Origin of the sequence: Nocardia sp. CA-135398, from assembly GCF_050955845.1 — a bacterium.
Classification (GTDB): domain Bacteria; phylum Actinomycetota; class Actinomycetes; order Mycobacteriales; family Mycobacteriaceae; genus Nocardia.
Map to the genome: position 1 here is coordinate 7,732,390 of NZ_CP192084.1, position 17,913 is coordinate 7,750,302.

The 17,913-nt window shown below is 66.7% G+C and carries 16 protein-coding genes; 7 read left to right on the forward strand and 9 right to left on the reverse strand.

Features of this window, described 5'->3' with window-relative positions; genetic code table 11:
* The first annotated feature begins 37 nt into the window (after positions 1-37).
* On the forward strand, positions 38-1,165 hold the full coding sequence (locus ACQP1T_RS34500; RefSeq protein ID WP_433757190.1) for a serine/threonine-protein kinase: 1,128 nt from the start codon (positions 38-40) through the stop codon (positions 1,163-1,165).
* A 340-nt stretch (positions 1,166-1,505) separates the two neighbouring features.
* Here ACQP1T_RS34500 and ACQP1T_RS34505 read toward each other — a convergent pair whose 3' ends face one another.
* Together ACQP1T_RS34505 and ACQP1T_RS34510 are read right to left on the reverse strand one after the other, a co-directional pair.
* Positions 1,506-2,141, reverse strand: a complete 636-nt coding sequence (locus ACQP1T_RS34505; RefSeq protein ID WP_062983336.1) for a response regulator — start codon at positions 2,139-2,141, stop codon at positions 1,506-1,508.
* Positions 2,142-2,446: 305 nt separating this feature from the next.
* A complete protein-coding gene (locus tag ACQP1T_RS34510) occupies positions 2,447-3,844 on the reverse strand; it encodes an ATP-binding protein (protein ID WP_433762484.1) in 1,398 nt (465 codons plus the stop codon).
* A gap of 405 nt (positions 3,845-4,249) precedes the next feature.
* Between ACQP1T_RS34510 and ACQP1T_RS34515 the strand changes: the two genes are divergently transcribed.
* The 3 genes from ACQP1T_RS34515 (at position 4,250) to ACQP1T_RS34525 (ending at position 6,838) form a co-directional block, all read left to right on the forward strand.
* Positions 4,250-4,891 carry an MspA family porin gene (locus tag ACQP1T_RS34515; RefSeq protein WP_433757191.1) on the forward strand — a complete coding sequence of 214 codons (642 nt, stop codon included), beginning with the start codon at positions 4,250-4,252 and terminating at the stop codon, positions 4,889-4,891.
* A 143-nt stretch (positions 4,892-5,034) separates the two neighbouring features.
* On the forward strand, positions 5,035-6,633 hold the full coding sequence (locus ACQP1T_RS34520; RefSeq protein ID WP_433757192.1) for a PspC domain-containing protein: 1,599 nt from the start codon (positions 5,035-5,037) through the stop codon (positions 6,631-6,633).
* A complete protein-coding gene (locus ACQP1T_RS34525) occupies positions 6,626-6,838 on the forward strand; it encodes a hypothetical protein (protein WP_433757193.1) in 213 nt (70 codons plus the stop codon). The genes ACQP1T_RS34520 and ACQP1T_RS34525 overlap by 8 nt, the downstream gene beginning before the upstream one ends.
* Before the next feature lie 228 nt (positions 6,839-7,066).
* Here ACQP1T_RS34525 and ACQP1T_RS34530 read toward each other — a convergent pair whose 3' ends face one another.
* Together ACQP1T_RS34530 and guaA are read right to left on the reverse strand one after the other, a co-directional pair.
* Positions 7,067-7,522 (reverse strand): hypothetical protein, encoded by a 456-nt coding sequence (locus ACQP1T_RS34530; protein WP_433757194.1) that lies wholly within the window; start codon positions 7,520-7,522, stop codon positions 7,067-7,069.
* 75 nt (positions 7,523-7,597) lie between these two features.
* Positions 7,598-9,172 (reverse strand): glutamine-hydrolyzing GMP synthase, encoded by a 1,575-nt coding sequence (gene guaA, locus ACQP1T_RS34535; protein ID WP_433757195.1) that lies wholly within the window; start codon positions 9,170-9,172, stop codon positions 7,598-7,600.
* Positions 9,173-9,232: 60 nt separating this feature from the next.
* On the opposite strand from guaA, the gene ACQP1T_RS34540 reads away from it, so the two are divergent.
* Positions 9,233-10,033 (forward strand): alpha/beta fold hydrolase, encoded by an 801-nt coding sequence (locus ACQP1T_RS34540; protein WP_433757196.1) that lies wholly within the window; start codon positions 9,233-9,235, stop codon positions 10,031-10,033.
* A 67-nt stretch (positions 10,034-10,100) separates the two neighbouring features.
* Here ACQP1T_RS34540 and ACQP1T_RS34545 read toward each other — a convergent pair whose 3' ends face one another.
* Together ACQP1T_RS34545 and guaB are read right to left on the reverse strand one after the other, a co-directional pair.
* Positions 10,101-11,273, reverse strand: coding sequence for a GuaB3 family IMP dehydrogenase-related protein (locus ACQP1T_RS34545; protein ID WP_040686730.1), 1,173 nt, complete (start codon positions 11,271-11,273; stop codon positions 10,101-10,103).
* Between the two features lie 467 nt (positions 11,274-11,740).
* Complete coding sequence (gene guaB / locus ACQP1T_RS34550; RefSeq protein WP_433757197.1) at positions 11,741-13,285, reverse strand: IMP dehydrogenase; 1,545 nt, start codon at positions 13,283-13,285, stop codon at positions 11,741-11,743.
* Positions 13,286-13,511: 226 nt separating this feature from the next.
* Between guaB and ACQP1T_RS34555 the strand changes: the two genes are divergently transcribed.
* A complete protein-coding gene (locus ACQP1T_RS34555) occupies positions 13,512-13,925 on the forward strand; it encodes a DUF5319 domain-containing protein (protein ID WP_040686729.1) in 414 nt (137 codons plus the stop codon).
* 216 nt (positions 13,926-14,141) lie between these two features.
* Here ACQP1T_RS34555 and ACQP1T_RS34560 read toward each other — a convergent pair whose 3' ends face one another.
* The 3 genes from ACQP1T_RS34560 to ACQP1T_RS34570 form a co-directional block, all read right to left on the reverse strand.
* The gene (locus tag ACQP1T_RS34560; RefSeq protein WP_433757198.1) at positions 14,142-15,215 is read right to left on the reverse strand and encodes an anti-sigma-D factor RsdA; all 1,074 of its coding nucleotides are present in this window, start codon (positions 15,213-15,215) and stop codon (positions 14,142-14,144) included.
* Complete coding sequence (locus ACQP1T_RS34565; RefSeq protein ID WP_040686727.1) at positions 15,208-15,786, reverse strand: sigma-70 family RNA polymerase sigma factor; 579 nt, start codon at positions 15,784-15,786, stop codon at positions 15,208-15,210. Before ACQP1T_RS34565 ends, ACQP1T_RS34560 begins: the two co-directional genes overlap by 8 nt.
* A 127-nt stretch (positions 15,787-15,913) precedes the next feature.
* Positions 15,914-16,777: a hypothetical protein gene (locus tag ACQP1T_RS34570; RefSeq protein WP_433757199.1), complete on the reverse strand. Its 864-nt coding sequence runs from the start codon at positions 16,775-16,777 to the stop codon at positions 15,914-15,916.
* 625 nt (positions 16,778-17,402) lie between these two features.
* Between ACQP1T_RS34570 and ACQP1T_RS34575 the strand changes: the two genes are divergently transcribed.
* Positions 17,403-17,696, forward strand: coding sequence for a WhiB family transcriptional regulator (locus ACQP1T_RS34575; RefSeq protein ID WP_014981828.1), 294 nt, complete (start codon positions 17,403-17,405; stop codon positions 17,694-17,696).
* The last annotated feature ends 217 nt before the right edge of the window (positions 17,697-17,913 follow it).

Consider the following 17,913-nt stretch of genomic DNA (forward strand, 5'->3'; position numbering starts at 1 on the left):
CAGGCCAGCTGGCCTCGTTTTCCGCTACCCTCGCACCGTGACCGAACGCGCTCGTCCCATTGTCGGCCCCGATTATCTGGTTGCCGGCCGCTACCGTCTGCAGTCGAAGCTGGGCGGCGGCGGTATGGGCGCGGTATGGCTCGCACACGATCGCCTGCTCAACCGGGACGTCGCGATCAAACAGGTGCTCTCCACCGCCGGACTCCCGGAGGCGGAGGCCAATGAGATCCGCAACCAGATCATGCACGAGGGCCGGGTCGCGGCCAAGCTCTCGCATGAGCACGCCATCGCCGTCTACGACGTGGTGCTCGAGGCGGGCGAGCCGTGGCTGGTGATGGAACATCTGCCATCACGCAGTGTCGCAAAGGCATTGGCGCTGGTGAATGCGCTGCCGCCGATCGAAGTGGCGCAGATCGGAGCGCAGGTCGCCGATGCGTTGGCGGCCGCGCACGCCGCCGGCATCGTGCACCGCGATATCAAACCGGGCAATATTCTCGTCGCCGACCGCGGACCCGTCGTCGGCATGGCCAAGCTCAGCGACTTCGGCATCTCGCGTGGTGCGACCGACAACTCCGACGAACCCGACGGCGTGATCACCGGCACTCCGGCCTACCTTCCCCCAGAGGTGGCGCGCGGCGCACAGCCGACCACGGCCAGCGATGTATTTTCCCTCGGCGCCACGCTCTACACCGCGATCGAGGGGCAACCGCCGTTCGGTATGGACGACGACACCGATGCCGTGGTCTATCGCGCGGCCATGGCGCAGATCATCCCGCCCAGCCGCAGCGGCATGCTCACCAACGCCCTGCTGCACATGATGGAACCGGCTCCGCAGCGCAGGCCGACCATGGCCGAGGCGCGGGACGAAATCCTCACCGCCGCATTCGGTCCCGGCACCGGTCCGTATATCCTCGGCGCTCCGGTGCGCACCGAGGACGGCACCATTCCGGCATGGGCCGCCCGCAATTCGGCATCGGGCCTGCGCAGTCCGCACTCGACTCCGCTGCCTCGCCCGCACCGCAGCAACACCTCCGGTCCAGCGGCCGCCGCACCCCAGCGCCCGAAGGCGAAGTCGAAGGAAGCCAGCAATGCCCCGCTCGCCATCGCCATCGGCCTGCTGATCGGCCTGATCCTCATCATCGCCGTCATCATCGCGATGATGTAATCCACTGCGCCGCAGCTCTTCAGCTTTCCCATGACTGCGCAGCACGCACGAAGTGGCACCGCGCGCACAAATGGCACCGTGGGGCGCACACGAACTCTGAACTCGAGTGTAGAAATGGCACCACAGCGCGGACGAAATAGCGCGGCGCGTAGGAACTCTGCGAGCTGGGCTCGGCGCGCACAAACGGGCCCGCCGCAGACGCACCAGCCCGACACGCGCAAACCGACCCGTTGCGGACGAATTTGCCCGGCGCGCACGAACTTGCCCAGTCCGCACAAATTGCCCGGCGAGACCGTGCGCGCCGAGCGAATACGTGTGCGGCACGCCAGAATGCGCGGAGTCAGTCGATGCGGCGCCGGTGCGCCCAGCGGGTGAGGGCGTTGCGGTTGGACTGCTGGGTCTTGCGGAGCACGTTGGAGGCATGCGTCTCAACGGTTTTCACCGAGATGAAGAGCTTCTCCGCGATTTCCCGATAGGTGTAGCCGCGGGCGAGCAGCCGCAGCACCTCCAGTTCGCGCGGGGTGAGCGAATCCAGTTCGGGATCCAGCGGCGGCTCCGGCACCGGCGATTTGCCAGTGAACGAATCGAGGACGAAACCGGCCAGCCGCGGGCTGAACACCGCATCACCCCCGGCAACCCGCCGAATGCCATCGGCCAGTTCGGATCCCGAGATCGTCTTGGTCACATAACCGCGCGCACCCGCACGGATCACCGCGATCACATCCTCGGCCGCATCGGAGACGCTCAATGCCAGACATACCGGACCGTCATCGATCCCGGACAGCACCGCGACCCCGCCGCCGTCAGGCATATGCACATCGAGCAGTACGACATCCGGACGCGCGGCATTGATTCCGGCGACCGCCTCCGCCACGCCCCCCGCCTCCCCGACGACCTCCATATCGGTCTCCCGGCTCAATTCGGCCCGCACACCCGAGCGGAATACGGCGTGATCATCGACGAGAAAGACCCGCACGGCCACCTACTTCTCCTCACCCTCGGTGGATCGACCCACCCTGACGCACGGACCGCCCGCAGGTCGTCCGCACTTCATCGGTACCACAACCGCCGCCGCATCCGTCGTCATCCGCGCCACTACGGCGCAACCATCGCCAGCGAAGCCTCGAATGCGCTGCCCGCCGCCCGGATCGGACGCACGGCAACCCGATATTCGAACGACCGAATCGCCGGTGCCGAGTTCCATCTATCCGACACCATCGGCCGAGCCGCGAACCCGCGACCGAACGCCGTCAGCACGGCAGCCCCTGCTCGACGCCACGATCATCGACGATTGCGAACCGTTTGTCGCACTCCATCGACCTTTTCGTCGCCGACCGGCGCATCCTCGACTCGATCCTGATCGCCGGAATCGGTGCGCGGCATGATGATCCGCACCTCGGTGCCCCGACCGGGCGCGGAAAGGATCTCGACCGAACCGCCGCGCCGCTCGATTCTGGCGCGAATGGATTTCGCGACACCCCGCCGATCCTGCGGCACCGCCGCGATATCGAATCCGGCCCCACGATCGCGCACGAAGATGCTCACCTGATGCGGTTCCGCCTCGGCGAACAGATCGATCTCCGGGACACCCGCATGTTTGGCGGCATTCACCAGCGCCTCCCGGCTCGCGCCGAGCAATGCGGTGAAATGCTCCTTCGGCAGGCCGGATCCGCTGTCGGCGCCGTCCATCGTCACATCGCCGACGGTGACCGGAGTCACCTTCACCCCGTGCTGATCCTCGACCTCGCCCGCGATCGTGCGCAGCGCCACGGCCAGACTCGACTGCGCGGGCCCGGAATCCTCGAAGAGCCACCGGCGCAGTTCCCGCTCCTGACTGCGCGCCAGCCGGGCCACCTCTTGCGGATCGTCGGCCTGACGTTGGATGAGCGCCAACGTCTGCAGCACCGAATCATGCAGGTGGGATGCGATTTCCTCGCGTTCCTCATTGCGAATGCGGGCCGCGCGCTCGGCATTCAGCGCGCGCATCATGCGCAGCCACAGCGGCACCGTCAGCAGACCGGCGCCGATCAATGTGACCGCCACCGCGATCAGCGCGGAGCCGAGCGAACTCAGATCGATCCTGGCCAGCACCACCACGCCGAGTCCGAGCACGATCATCGTGATCCCGGCGACGATGCGCGACCAGGTCACCACCGAGGGTCGCGCGGGCAGCCCGAGCAGTGACCGCGGGCCGTCGGTGTCGTATTCGCGCCACACCAGCGCCGCACCCACCGCCACCACGACGATCGGCACGATCACCTTCGCCGCGGTACCGCTGAACAGCCACGACACCCCCACCGCGAGCCCGAGTCCGAGCAAGGCCAACCCGATCGCCTGACGGCGCTCCTTACCGGTCGGCTTTACCGCATCGTGGCCGCCCGGAGTGAAGATCCAGAGCATCCCGTAGCCGACGATTCCGGCCCCCGCGAGTGCGGACAGCAATACGAATGCCATCCGCACCTTGAACACATCGAGCCCGAGATGATCGGCGACACCACCGGCCACACCACCGACGATCCGACCACCCGAACGCCGCACCATCCTCGGATACGGCGCAGTGGGCTGAAGGACCGGCGCGGCGCCGAAGCGACCGGGGCCGGGCGCGAAGCCGGGCGCGGCGCCGAACCCCCGGGGATCGGCCCCCCGAGCAGCATCGAACGCGGGCACGGACGGGTACATGCCTTCGATACTGGCACGGCTCACCGACACCCGACCATAAGGAATCACCCTGATCTTCACCGATCGCGATGGAGGCCGGCCGCCCACAGCCGGAGCATCGGCCGTAACGGCTGCCCGAGTGTCCGGTCCGGACAAAAAAGCCGCGCTGACCTCTCGTTCTTATCCGCCGCTCAGCCGACACACGACGCACGGTCCGGGCCAGGCGCCCGAACCCGGCCGATTCGCGCGCCGCCGGACCGGATAACTGGTCACGACCGCTTCTACCAGCACGTTTCATACCTCCCGTCGATCAATCGACTCGGTAGCGCAGCACTCTGCGCCATACGTTTCTTTCGGGCCGGAAACGTCCCACTCAACACCGGGACTCGCGCCGCAGGGGGCCGAGCACAGGTTCGGGGAGGAATCATGAATATCAAGTCGGTACTGACCGCCGCCACCTTGGTCGGAATCGCATCGGCGGGTGCGCCACTCGCCGCCGCCCAGGGGATGGCGCCGCACGAGAAGAACTACTCGGGCCCAGCGGGATTCGAGCTCACGGTCGGTCATATGGACGAACAGTTCCGCCCGGTCCCCCCGCTCAACGGAATGCCGACCAACCGAGAGGTGTTCCTGGACAACACCTTCTACGGCACCATCCCCGCGCATGCGACGGGCACCATGAAGGCGGGCTACCTGGTCGCCTGTGCGGTCGATCTCGATCTAACGGTCGATATCCAGGCCGGGATCGGCTTCGACGCCGGATTCAGCATCGGTGTCAGCGGCAGCGGCGACTCGACGTCACCGAACTTCGACGCCAGTATCGGCCCGAAGATCTACGCCGGAGTCAGCCTCGACATGTCGATCAGCCCCGGCGAGATCAAGCCGATCGAAGTGGGCACCAAGGACCTGGCCCTCGGCGGCACCGGCTATCTGGTCAGCCACGACTACCACCTGGTGGTCGAGAACTGCGGCGGCCCACTGACCATCCAGTCCTACGTGACCATAACCGCCGACACATCCGAGGTCACCGCCGCCGATGCCGTGACAGGAGACCGGATCTTCCTGTAACCCGGCACCACAAGGGCGGTGCGGTCTGGACGAGCAGCACGCGATCGAATAACCCAAGAGACCGATTGGTCCAAAAGGATCAGCCATAGTTTCAGGGTTCCCCCCGATGTGCCGAAGCGCTGGTCACGCCCACCATGGAAACCATGACGAAAACGAGCTTCGGCGATCAGATTCACCAGATGTGGCAGACGCGGCCCGTCCGGTTGCCGCGGCAAGGTCCGATCGCGGGCGTCGCGGCCGGGTTCGGGCAGCGCTACGGGATCGATCCGGTGCTCGTGCGGGTCGCGCTCGTGGTGTCGACGATCTTCGGCGGCGCGGGCATAGTGCTGTACCTGCTCGCCTGGCTGCTGTTCAGCGCGGCCGGTGACCAGTCCTCGGCGGCCGAGTCGCTGTTCGGCAAGGGGCACAGCTCGCAGTCGCAGACCAAGACCATCGTTTTGCTCGTGGCACTGGCCATCGCGGTCAGCACCATCGGACCGGTCGGCGTCGGACTGGCCGGCTCGGGCATGATCAGCATGGCGCTGATGCTGGCCGGATGGTGGATGCTGCATATGCGCACCCCGCAGCCGCCGCCCGGCACGAGTTCGCTGGGCGGCTTCGACGGCGGTCTCACCGCGACCGGCTACCCCGGGGCGGTATTCCCGCAGCGCACGATGCCCGGCGACTTCTACGCGCCGGAGACCAGCATGTACACGCCGTACACGAAGTTGCCGGACGCGTATGTCCCGGACGCTCCCGCACAGGCGGCACCGAACTCCCCGGCGCAGCAGGCAGATCCGATCCTCTCGCCGGACACCGAAAATGGCGACACCGACACCGAACTGATCGAAAAGGCCGGCACGCCGATCGCGGGCGCTACGCCAGCCGATCCCGACACCGTCCTGCTACGTAAGGAAGACGCCGACACCGTGTTGCTCGACAAGGGCGACGCGGGAACCAAAGCTCCTCCCGTCGAGACCGCAGCGCCCGAAGACGGAACACCCACGGGGATTGCCGCAGCCGAATCCACTTCGCGCACAAGCACTCCCCCATCCCGCACGGCGACCGCGACACCCGCGCACCGCACCGGACTCACGCCACCCGCCTGGGACCCGCTCGGCGTCGCCCCGCTCGCCTGGGATCTGCCCGACCCGACCCCGACCCGCACCATCGTCGCGCCGCCGCCGAAGCGCCCTCGGTCCCGGCTCACGCCAGTGGTGCTCGGCCTGGCCATCCTGGCCGCCGCGGGTGCGGGTGCGCTGGCCGCGTCCGGCGTCGAGTGGATGACACCCGGACGCATCGCCGCGGTGGCGCTGGTGGTGATCGGGTTGGGGCTGGTGATCGGCGCATTCCTGCGCCGCGGCTACGGCCTGCTCGTACTCACCGCACCGCTCGCCGGATTCGTGGTGCTGGCCTCGATGCTCGGCCCGATCGAATTCGACAGCGCCACCGTCGGCGACCGCACCTGGGCGCCGACCACGATGACCGATCTGGCCCCGAAGTACGAGTTGACCGTGGGGACAGGCACATTGGATCTGCGCTCGCTGAAGCTGACCGAGAGCCGCGCAGTCGAGGTCGTCGTCCAACTCGGCAATGCCAAGATCCTGCTGCCGGAGGGTATGGCGGTGCGCACCGACTGCACCGTCAATCTGGGAGATGTCAACTGTCCCACCGGCATTACCGGCCCGCATGCCGACGGCGCACCGGTGCTCGATCTGAAAGTCCATGTCCGGACCGGCGATGCGGAGGTGCACCGTGGCTGACCCCACCCAAGACAACGTCACCAAGCGGGGACCGTCCGTCTCCCTGCTGATCGTCGGATTGCTCGCCCTGGGCGTGAGCATCTGGGCCTTCGTCGGTCCGGCCCCCATGACCGCCACCAGCGTGGCCTCACTGGGCTGGGTCGTCGTGATCGCCGCCATCGTGGTCGGCATCCTGCTGGTCATTTCCCCGCGCAGACCCCGCTGATCACCCGAATGGCCCGTCCGATGGACGGGCCATTTTCTTTCCGGAGGAGCAGAACGCCAATGCCCATGGAAAAGTTCGACATCGATGACGATCCGACCGACCATACGGGAATCCCGATCGGCCACTTCATGCCGCTGACACCGAGCCGGAGTTACCTCGGCGGCGGCTTATTACTCGGGCAACTCGTCCTCGGCCGCACACCGCCGCCCACGACGAATCCCGAGACCACTACTCCAAATAGGCCGGGCAGCCCAAATGTTCACTGATCCGGTCGAGTAGCCGCTGCATACTCACCCGCTGCTTGCCCTCGACACCCCGCGCGATCATCGGCACCATCCACCGCGCACTGGTCGCGACGTTGAACATCTGCTGGATCACCCGAGCGCCCTTCGGATGCGGCAACACTCGACACTCGGCGCGAAACCATCGCTGCCCTTCGACCGCGAGCATCGCTTGCGCCCGATCCACCTCGACCCGAATCCCATTGGGGTCCCCGGCGATCGCGGCCCGGAATTCATTAGGGCCGCCGCGCAACCGCATCCCGGGATCGGGGCCGTCGGCGAGGAAGAAGGCGTTGTCCGGACCGACCGGACCGGCGCACACCGTGGTGAGTAGCGCGGCCACCAGGCCACACGGCGCCTCGACGACCGCGTTGACGGTGCAGAGCGGCTTCTTCGCTGCCATCCGGACTCCCTGGGGAACTGGTCTACCCGGCTGACGGTACTCCCGGAATCCGGCAAATCAGGCCCGATTGCGGGGTCACTCCCATTCGATGGTGCCCGGTGGCTTGCTCGTCACATCCAGGACAACCCGGTTGACCTCGGCCACCTCATTGGTGATTCGGGTGGAAATGCGCTCGAGTACGTCATAGGGCAGCCGGGTCCAGTCCGCGGTCATCGCGTCCTCGCTGGAGACCGGGCGCAGCACGATCGGATGACCGTAGGTGCGGCCGTCGCCCTGCACGCCGACGCTGCGCACATCCGCGAGCAACACCACCGGGCACTGCCAGATCTGGCGATCCAGTCCGGCGGCGGTCAACTCCTCGCGGGCGATGGCATCGGCCTGCCGCAGCGTCTCGAGGCGGTCCGCGGTGACCTCGCCGACAATGCGGATGGCCAGGCCGGGACCCGGGAACGGCTGGCGGGCAACGATTTCCTCGGGCAGCCCGAGTTCGCGGCCGACCGCACGCACCTCGTCCTTGAACAACAACCGCAGCGGTTCGACGAGGTCGAACTCCAGATCGTCGGGCAGACCGCCGACATTGTGGTGACTCTTGATATTCGCGGTGCCGCTGCCACCGCCGGATTCGACGACGTCCGGGTAGAGCGTGCCCTGCACCAGGAATTCGACCTCCGGCTTGGTGCCGCCACTTTGTTCGATGACGACCTCGGACACCGCATCCTCGAACGACCGGATGAACTCCCGGCCGATGATCTTGCGCTTCTCCTCCGGATCGGTGACGCCCTTCAGCTCACCGAGGAACTTGTCCACCGCGTCGACGGTCACCAGCTTGGCGCCGGTCGCGGCGACGAAGTCTCGCTGCACCTGCTCGCGCTCGCCCGCCCGCAACAGGCCGTGGTCGACGAATACGCAGGTCAGCCGGTCGCCTATGGCGCGCTGCACCAGTGCGCCGGCGACCGCGCTGTCCACACCGCCCGAGAGCCCGCAGATCGCATGGCCGTCGCCGATCTGCTCACGCACCGAGGCGATCAGCGATTCGGCGATATTGGCCGGGGTCCAGGTGGCGGGGATTCCGGCGAGTTCGTGCAGGAAGCGGCTGAGCACCTGCTGACCGTGCGGCGAGTGCAGCACCTCCGGGTGGTACTGCACACCGGCCAGCTTGCGGGCCCGATCCTCGAATGCGGCGACCGGAGCGCCCGCGCTGGTTCCGGTGACCTCGAAGCCCTCGGGCGCGTCGGTGACCGCATCGCCGTGGCTCATCCACACCGGCTGTTTGGTCGGCAGGCCACCGTGCAGCAGACCGCCGTCCACGCTCAACTCGGTGCGGCCGTATTCGCGAGTCCCGGTGTGCGCGACGGTCCCGCCGAGTGCCTGCGCCATGGCCTGGAAGCCGTAGCAGATGCCGAAGACCGGGATGCCGAGATCGAACAGCCGCGCGTCCAGCTGCGGCGCACCCTCGGTGTACACGCTGGACGGTCCGCCGGACAGAATCACCGCGAGCGGCTGCTTCTCGGCGATCTCGTCCACCGTGGCGGAATGCGGGATCACCTCCGAATACACACTCGATTCACGGACCCGCCGGGCGATCAGCTGGGCGTACTGTGCGCCGAAGTCGACGACGAGGACCGGTCTCTGAGTTTCTGCCACTCGCACAGTTTAGTGAGGGGGTGAAATCGTCCCGCGCGCCCCCGCACCGCTGGTTATCCTCATGCCGTGCCCTTCGCCCGCGCGATAGACGCCGACATCCATTACGAGGACAGTGGCGGCGACGGTCCGGTGGTCTTACTAGCACACGAATTCTTCATGGACCGAACGATGTTCGCATCCCAGATGGCCGCGCTCGCACCGGAATTCCGGATCGTGTCCTGGGATGCGCGCGGACACGGCCGCACCAGGGACGAGGGGCTACCGTTCACCTACTGGACCGCGGCGCGCGACGCCCTCACCGTGCTCGATCATCTCGGCGCCGAACGCGCCGTCATCGGCGGCACCGCGCAAGGGGGATTCACCGCGCTGCGCACCGCGCTCATCGCACCCGAGCGGGTTTCCGCGCTGATCCTGATCAGCACCGAGGCGCACGGCCCGACGCCGGAACAATCCACCGCGACCCAGAAATTCCTGGACGAATGGTATGACGACGGCTCCCGACAGGAGGCGGTCGAACAGCTCGCGTACTGGCTGATCGGCGACGACGAGTGGTACCGGGCGATCTGGACCAAGCGCTGGCTCGGCCGCGACCGCCGCGGCATCGAGGCGGCCGCGGGCTGTCTGCTCAGCCGCGATTCGGTATCGGACCGCTTATCCGAAATCACCTGCCCCGCCTTGGTGATTCACGCCACCGACAGCGGCATCGCCCGCGAGCGCGCCCAGCAGCTGGCCGCCGGTCTCACCGCATCGACCTTCGTCGAGATCGCGGGTGCGCGCCTGGCGGTCACCATGACCCACCCGGACCCGGTGAATAACGCCATCCAGCAGTTCCTCCGCGAGCGCGGTGTCCCCACCCACGTCCGCTGACGACCGTCGAGGGTAGTCGAATGACACCGCTGAACGGCTACGGCGAGATCTGTGCCGCAGCGAGATGTCAGGCGCGGACGCTGAGGCCGACCCGCTGGAATTCCTTGAGGTCGGAGTAGCCTGCCTTGGCCATCGAGCGACGTAGGCCGCCAACGAGATTCAGCGAACCGAACGGGTCGTCGGAGGGGCCGTACAGCACCCGCTCCAGGCTCGGGCGCACCGTCTCGCCGGTATCACCGGACAGCTCGCCGCCCAGATCCCACGGATCCTCGACATGCAGCAGCGAACCGCGCGGGACCGAAGGATGCGCGGCCGACGACGGCCAGTACCAACCGCGGCCAGGAGCCTCGGCGGCCAGCGCCAGCGGTACACCGAGCATGGCGGCATCGGCGCCACAGGCGATGGCCTTGGCCAGCTGACCCGAGGTGGCGATATCGCCGTCGGCGATCACGTGCACATAGCGTCCGCCGGTCTCGTCCAGGTAGTCGCGACGGGCGGCGGCCGCATCGGCGATGGCGGTGGCCATCGGCACCCCGATGCCGAGCACCTCGCCAGTGGTCGTCGCGCCCGGATAGGAGCCGTAGCCGACGATGACGCCTGCGGCGCCGGTGCGCATCAGATGCAGTGCGGTCTTGTGATCGCTCACGCCACCCGCCACCACCGGCACATCCAGTTCGGCGATGAAGGTCTTCAGGTTCAACGGCTCACCGTCGCCGACGTGTTCGGCGGAGATGATGGTGCCGTGCACCACGAGCAGGTCGATACCGGCCTGCAGCAGCGCCGGGGTCAGCGCGCGTGCGTTCTGCGGGCTCACCCGCACCGCCACCGTCACACCGGCGGCGCGCACCTGCGCGACCGCGGCGGCCAGCAGGTCCGGCTGCATCGGCGCGGCATGCAGTTCCTGCAGCAACCCGACGGCACGCTCGTAACCGCCCTTGGCGACGAGTTCGAGCAACTGGTCGATCTTGGCGGCGACATCGGCGTGCCGGGCCCACAGCCCCTCGCCGTTGATGACGCCGAGTCCGCCGAGCCTGCCGAGTTCGATGGCGAACTCCGGCGAGACCAGCGCATCGGTCGGGTGCGCCAGGAACGGGATCTCGAATCGGTAGGCGTCCAACTGCCACGCCAGCGATACCTGCTTCGACGAACGGGTCCGCCGCGACGGGACGATATCGACATCGTCCAGTTCATAGGTACGCCGGGCGGTCCGACCCATACCGATCTCGACCATGTCGCGCACGCTTGCTCTCCTTATCTTTGGCAGCGCCTTCGGCGCTGCGTGTTCGCGGCCCCCTGGTGTCTCGCGTCCGAGCCGTCGAGACATACGACTGCGTCGTATGCGCTTCGACGACTCGGCTGAGTCGATGGCCGCGCCTTCGGCGCGGGACGCGAGACGGGCCGCGAACGGTCGCTCGTAGACTCGCTCCGTTGTGGTCGCCTCAGGTGCCGATCACGTCAGCTATGGTGCGCCAGACGAATCTGACGCACGAATATTCGTAGTCGCAGATCGGGTCATCGATCGCCAATATTCGTAGAGCCATACTGAGCGGTCGATCGCCAACACGTGACTACGTCCGGAGCGTCGGGTCAGGACTCGTGATCCTGTGCCCTCCACCTCGCGAGGCCCTCGGCTGTGCACCTCGATGACCGCGAACACGGTCAATCATGCACGGACCATTCCGTCCAGTACACAACCCGTCAAGCAGGCTAGCCGCGACCAGTGTAATTGGGCGCCTCGACGGTCATCGTGATGTCGTGCGGGTGGCTCTCCTTGAGTCCCGCCGCGGTGATCTGCACGAACTGTGCCTCCTGCAGATCCGCGATGGACTGCGACCCGGTGTAGCCCATGGCTGCCCGCAGTCCGCCGACGAGCTGATGGATCACCTGGTTGACCGGTCCCCGGAACGGCACCCGGCCCTCGATGCCCTCGGGCACCAGCTTGTCCTCGGCGAGCACGTCATCCTGGAAGTAGCGATCCTTGGAGTAGGACTTGGCCTGGCCGCGGCCCTGCATGGCACCGAGCGATCCCATGCCGCGGTAGCTCTTGAACTGCTTGCCGCCCACCAGGATGAGCTCACCCGGCGACTCGGCGGTACCGGCCAGCAGCGAGCCGAGCATCACGGTGGACGCGCCCGCCGCGATGGCCTTGGCGATATCACCGGAGAACTGGATGCCGCCGTCGGCGATCACCGGAACGCCATGCGGCTTGCACGCGGCGACGGCCTCGAGGATCGCGGTGATCTGCGGCGCTCCGACACCGGCGACCACGCGGGTGGTGCAGATCGAGCCGGGACCGACACCGACCTTCACCGCATCCGCGCCCGCCTCGACCAGCGCGGCCGCACCGGCCCTGGTGGCCACATTGCCGCCGACGATCTGGATGCGATCGCCGACCTCGGCCTTGACCTTGGTGACCATCTGCAGCACACCGGCCTGATGGCCGTGCGCGGTGTCGACGATGAGCACATCCACCCCGGCGTCGGCCAAAGTCATGGCGCGCGACCAGGAGTCCTCGCCGACACCGATCGCCGCGCCGACGAGCAGGCGGCCGTCGCGGTCCTTGGTGGCGTTCGGGTACTGATCGGTCTTGACGAAGTCCTTGACGGTGATGAGTCCGCGCAGGCGGCCGTTGCCGTCGACGATCGGCAGCTTCTCGATCTTGTGGCGGCGCAGCAGACCGAGCGCGGCCTCGGCGGTGACACCCTCCTGTGCGGTGATCAGCGGCGCCTTGGTCATCACATCGGCGACCCGACGGTTCTGATCCACCTCGAAGCGCATATCGCGATTGGTGATAATGCCCACAAGCGCGCCGGTCTCATCCACCACCGGCAGACCGGAAATGCGGAAGCGCCCGCACATCGCGTCCACCTCGGCCAGGGTGTCGGTGGGTCGACAGGTCACCGGATCGGTGACCATGCCCGCCTCGGACCGCTTGACGGTCTCGACCTGCGCGGCCTGATCGGCGACGGAGAGATTGCGGTGCAGTACGCCCATGCCGCCAGCGCGCGCCATGGAGATGGCCATGCGTGCCTCGGTCACGGTGTCCATCGCGGAACTGCACAGCGGGGTGCGCAACCGGATCTCGCGGGTGAGCTGGCTGGAGGTCTCCACCGAGCTCGGGATGAGATCCGAAGCGGCCGGCAGCAACAGCACATCGTCGAACGTGAGGCCGAGCATGGCGATCTTGTTCGGATCGTCACCACCCGTAGGAGGGCGGACCGCGATTCGTTCGCCCGATACGGGATTACTCATTCGGATCGACCCCTCCTGGACGTCGAAAGCAACGAACGCCGGGGTGGCCGGCGTCGTGGAAGCTGATGGGATAGATGGTGGCGGCTCCGCCAGCGCTGTCGGATACTGGCCGGGCCTGTCACCCATGGTATCTGTCCCGCAAACACGCGGATGAACTGAGCCCACCACCGAAACTTGCGCGCCACATAGCTGGCGAAGAGCACCCTGTTCTGCGTACCGTGGGGGTGTGCGTGACCATCTACCACCTGGCTTGCCGCCGGATCCGTTCGCCGGAGACCCCTCCGACCCGTCCGCCGCGCTCGATGCCATCGAGCCCGGTGAACCGCTGGATCCCCACGAGCGCCTTGCGGTCGAGGAGGATCTCGCCGACCTTGCGGTGTATGAGGCATTACTAGCGCACCGTGGCATCCGAGGACTCGTGGTCAGCTGCGAAGACTGCAGACAAGATCACTACCACGACTGGGACATGCTGCGCGCCAACCTGCTTCAGCTGCTGGTCGACGGCACGGTGCGCCCGCACGAGCCCGCCTACGACCCGATGCCGGAAGCGTATGTCACCTGGGATTACTGCCGGGGATACGCGGACGCCTCGATGAACGAGGCATTCCACGGCGACGGATTCGACGGGTTCGACAGCTGACATCGCGCGCCCACACACCGCGCTGACGCGCGGGCGCGATGTGAAATAGCTGACATACAAGAAGCCGACCGCCGGTCGGCGATCGGTTCATGCACGATTATTCGGATGTCCGCGCACCAACGCACGCGCGGAAGTGGCGGATGTGCATCCGCCACAGCGCTTCTGCTGGATCGAGCGCTTTCACGAACCAAAGCGCTGTCGGAGTATCGACTCCGATTAAGTGGCTGGGCCCGATCCGGGCAACCCCGGCAAAGACGGCAAACCGGTGGGAACCACGAAGGTCGGCGGCTGCTGATGAGTCGGTGGTTGCACGGGTGGGCCGGTATCCGCGCTCGGCACGACCCCCGTGGGCTTGGGTACCACGGTGGTCGGCGGAGCCTGGGTCGGTTGACTGGGCTGGGTGGGCGGTTCTGGAGTGGTCACCGGCGGCGCGGTGGTCGGCAGTGTCGACTTGTCCGGTGGATTCGCGTCCGTTGTCGGCACCTTCGTATCGACCGGCGGAACCACCGATGAGGTCGAACCGGCATCGCCGGAAGGCTTGGTCGGTGAGTTGGTGCCATCGGTTGCCGCCGGGCTGGGCGTCGTCGGTGTCGTGCTCGCCGCCAGCGACTTGCCGATCTCCGGAGCGATCTTGTTCAACTCCGCGAGCAAGAGGTTGAATTCGTTGATTCGCTTGTCCCGCTTGACCGGATCGTCGATCAGTTCCGCATTCGCCTTGGCGCCCTCCAGCCTTGCCCTTGCCTGCTCCGGATTGTCCTGAGCGAGCGCCGCTTTCGCGGTGGCCAGATCGCTGTCGGCACGCTGCACCACGGTCGACTGCGCCTGCTCGCTGAACACGACTTCCTTGACCCGCCAGAGCGGATCACCCGGAGCGGCACCATAGGAGAACGCCGACAGACCACCGATGACCAGTGCCAGCGCGGCAGCCGTCCCGAGAATCGGACGGACAAGCCGTAGTCGCCCACCGGACTGCGCACCGATACGGACCTGCCGGGCGCCGATCTCCTGATTGACCGCCGCAACGATCTCGTCCAGGTTCGGTCCGCCGGGCAACGGCGGAGCAATCAGCTCCGCTCGCCAGTCCGCGAGCAACGAGGCGAGCTGAAACTCCTCCGTGCTGTCGGTCTGTACCGGGCCGTTGCTAGCAATGGCATCGATCAGCGCATCGTCTCGGCGCACCGCCGCGATATCCACCGGACCGGTGTCACCGCTCCCGGCGTAGGGACCGCTATTTCGCGATCCACGCCGCGCCTTCCAGTCGCCCCGACCGCGCTCGCCATCCCTAGCCATACATTTCACCTGCCCTCGCCACTTGTGACTTCAGTTTCGCGAGCGCCCGGTGTTGGGCGACGCGTATCGCACCCGCCGTACTGCCCACGGCGACTGCGGTTTCTTCTGCTGACAAACCCATGACCAAACGCAGGATCAGAATCTCTCGATGCTTCTCCGGAAGCGTCGCGAGCAGGCTGTTCATCTGCCTGCTCGTTTCGGACTCGAGAGCTCGCTGTTCCGGCCCCTGGTCGGTGGATATGACATCTGGTACTTCGGCCATTGCCTCCGCCTTGTTACGGGCGGCGTTGCGATGAGCGTCGGCAACCTTGTGCGAAGCGATTCCGTATACGAAGGCCATGAAGGGCCTGCCCTGGTCCTGATACCGGGGCAGAGCTGTCATCACGGCCAGACATACCTCCTGCGCAACGTCGTCCGCGGAGAGCTGTCCACGCTCCGCGGCGCCGATCCGCGCGCGGCAATAGCGCACCACCAACGGGCGGACCAATTCGAGTACCTGGGCTAAAGCGGATCTGTCGCCCTGCGCAGCGGCAGCGACGGCGAGGTCCAACTCTTCGCCCGTGTTCGTCATCGTCAGAGAATTTCCTGGCGTTACAAGTGGCACCGGCGGTGATGACCAGTGCTTCCGCCGAAGGGGCGGAACGGGTCTAACAATAGCGATACAACCCGCGAATCCGGGCAACACGGTGGTCTGTTGATCAGACTCGGGAATCACTCATGGGACGAAAGTGCCCGCCACGACGGCCGATGGTCTGCGCGCACTCCTGCGCATCGGTTGCCGCTGCGCTGGCGCGCGCCTCGGTGCACACCCCGGAGCGCAACATCGAACTGGCCCAACGCAATGGGAGCAATCCGTGCGCGCGGCACTGCTCGGCGACCTCGTCGGCGAGCGTGCGCGCGCGTTCGATATCACCGGATGCCGCGGCGGTCGCGGCGACCAAGAGCCGGGACTTGACCCGGTGTCGGACCGAGGGTCCGTCCTCGGCCAGTGCGAGGGCCGTCGCGGCATGGGGTGCGGCGGTGTCGGCGGCGCCGGAAGCGAGTGCGGTCTCCGCACAGACCCAATGCCAGCGGATCAGGGTCCGCCAGCCGTGCGGCGACTGCGCCTGGGTCATCGCGTCATGGCTGCGCCGGAGCAGCCGGGCGGCGAGCGCCAGGCGGCCGGTGCCGAGTGCGTCGGCCGCCAGACCTGTCAGCGCGTCACCGATCGCGTCCGCGCGAGCGGGTCCGATCGCATTTCCCGTCGGCAGGATCAACGCGGCCGCGCGACCGTCGTATGTGGCCGCGCGAGCATGCCAGCCGAGCTGGCGCAGAAACGAGCCCTCGGTGCTGGCGGCCAGTGACAGCAACACCGGATCGGCGGTGTGCGCGCGCAACACCCGCAACTCTTCGCGTGCCGCGGCATAGCAGCCCTGACCACCGAAAATCACCGCCCGGTGCCAGCGATCGAGCGGGTTCGCCGCGGCCGGCAACTCACTAGCGGCACGGCCGGGACAGGTACCGAAGGCCGCGTCGGCAAGCATGGCGGACTCGATATATATGGGGGAAGCGGGCACGAGCACGGCCGAACTCTAACCCGCGTGCGGCAGGCGGCCATGGAAGAGAAACCGTCCGTCAGGTACTTCCGGCTAATATTGAGCATTTCATCGCCGTCGCGATGTTTCCATCAAGTAAAAGTACTTCTGGCAATCACATAGCGTGTGTGACCGGAATTCACATGCGTTTCGCGCAATTAACCTCAGCGCCCCGTTTCTGCCATCTCCGATCGAACGGACATCGCAGTGGCCGATCAGCGGTGTGATAGGACCCACGTCCGCGCCTACTCGCTACCACTCGGGGGTGCAACCGCCAACCCGTTCCCACCTGCGGGAATGCGGAATACTGACGCCATGCGAAGACCTACCGACCTCTGGGCAACCGACCAGTATTACCGGACGACTCCAAAAAGTAAACAGCTTCGAGGTTAAATTTCGCAGCTTAAGATTTAGAAAACTGCTGCATCGAACTATTGACGGAATTTCGCGGCTGGACCTAACGTAGCTCATCGCCACGGTCGGCGCCGCGCGAAATTGCAGCGACCGCAATAGGCGAGCCCGATGGCACGCCGCCGACCCAGCGCCGTGGCCACAACTGTTGCAGAACAACTGCTCGACAACGCTGACGAGCTCGCACCATGAGGAGTTCACCATGCCCATGCCGACCCACCTCCCCGGACCGAACGCGGACGTCTGGGACTGGCAGATGCGGGGATCCTGCCGCGGCCAGGATTCCGCGGTGTTTTTCCACCCGGATGGTGAACGCGGCCGCGCCCGTACCGCCCGCGAGATGCGCGCCAAGGAGATCTGCCGGGCCTGCCCGGTGCTCATGCAGTGCCGCAGCCACGCGCTCAAAGTCAGCGAGCCCTATGGCATCTGGGGCGGCATGTCCGAAACCGAGCGGGAGATGCACGCCCGGCGCAACCGTCGCCGCATGGCCGTTTGAAACCAACTTCTTCCCATCCGCGTGGCGCGGCGCGCCGAATGCCTAGCAAACACCCGGCGATGGCCACAAGCCGAAGTCGGTTGCACATACGGCGTTTCGCGAAAACTATCGGCGTGTCACGGCGTGTCCCCGCCAGAAACGCCTGGCGTGTCGAGGTTTACAGAGAAGTTGCTAATCCGTACGCGGTTCGCTGACACCCCACCGCACGGGGTCCGAT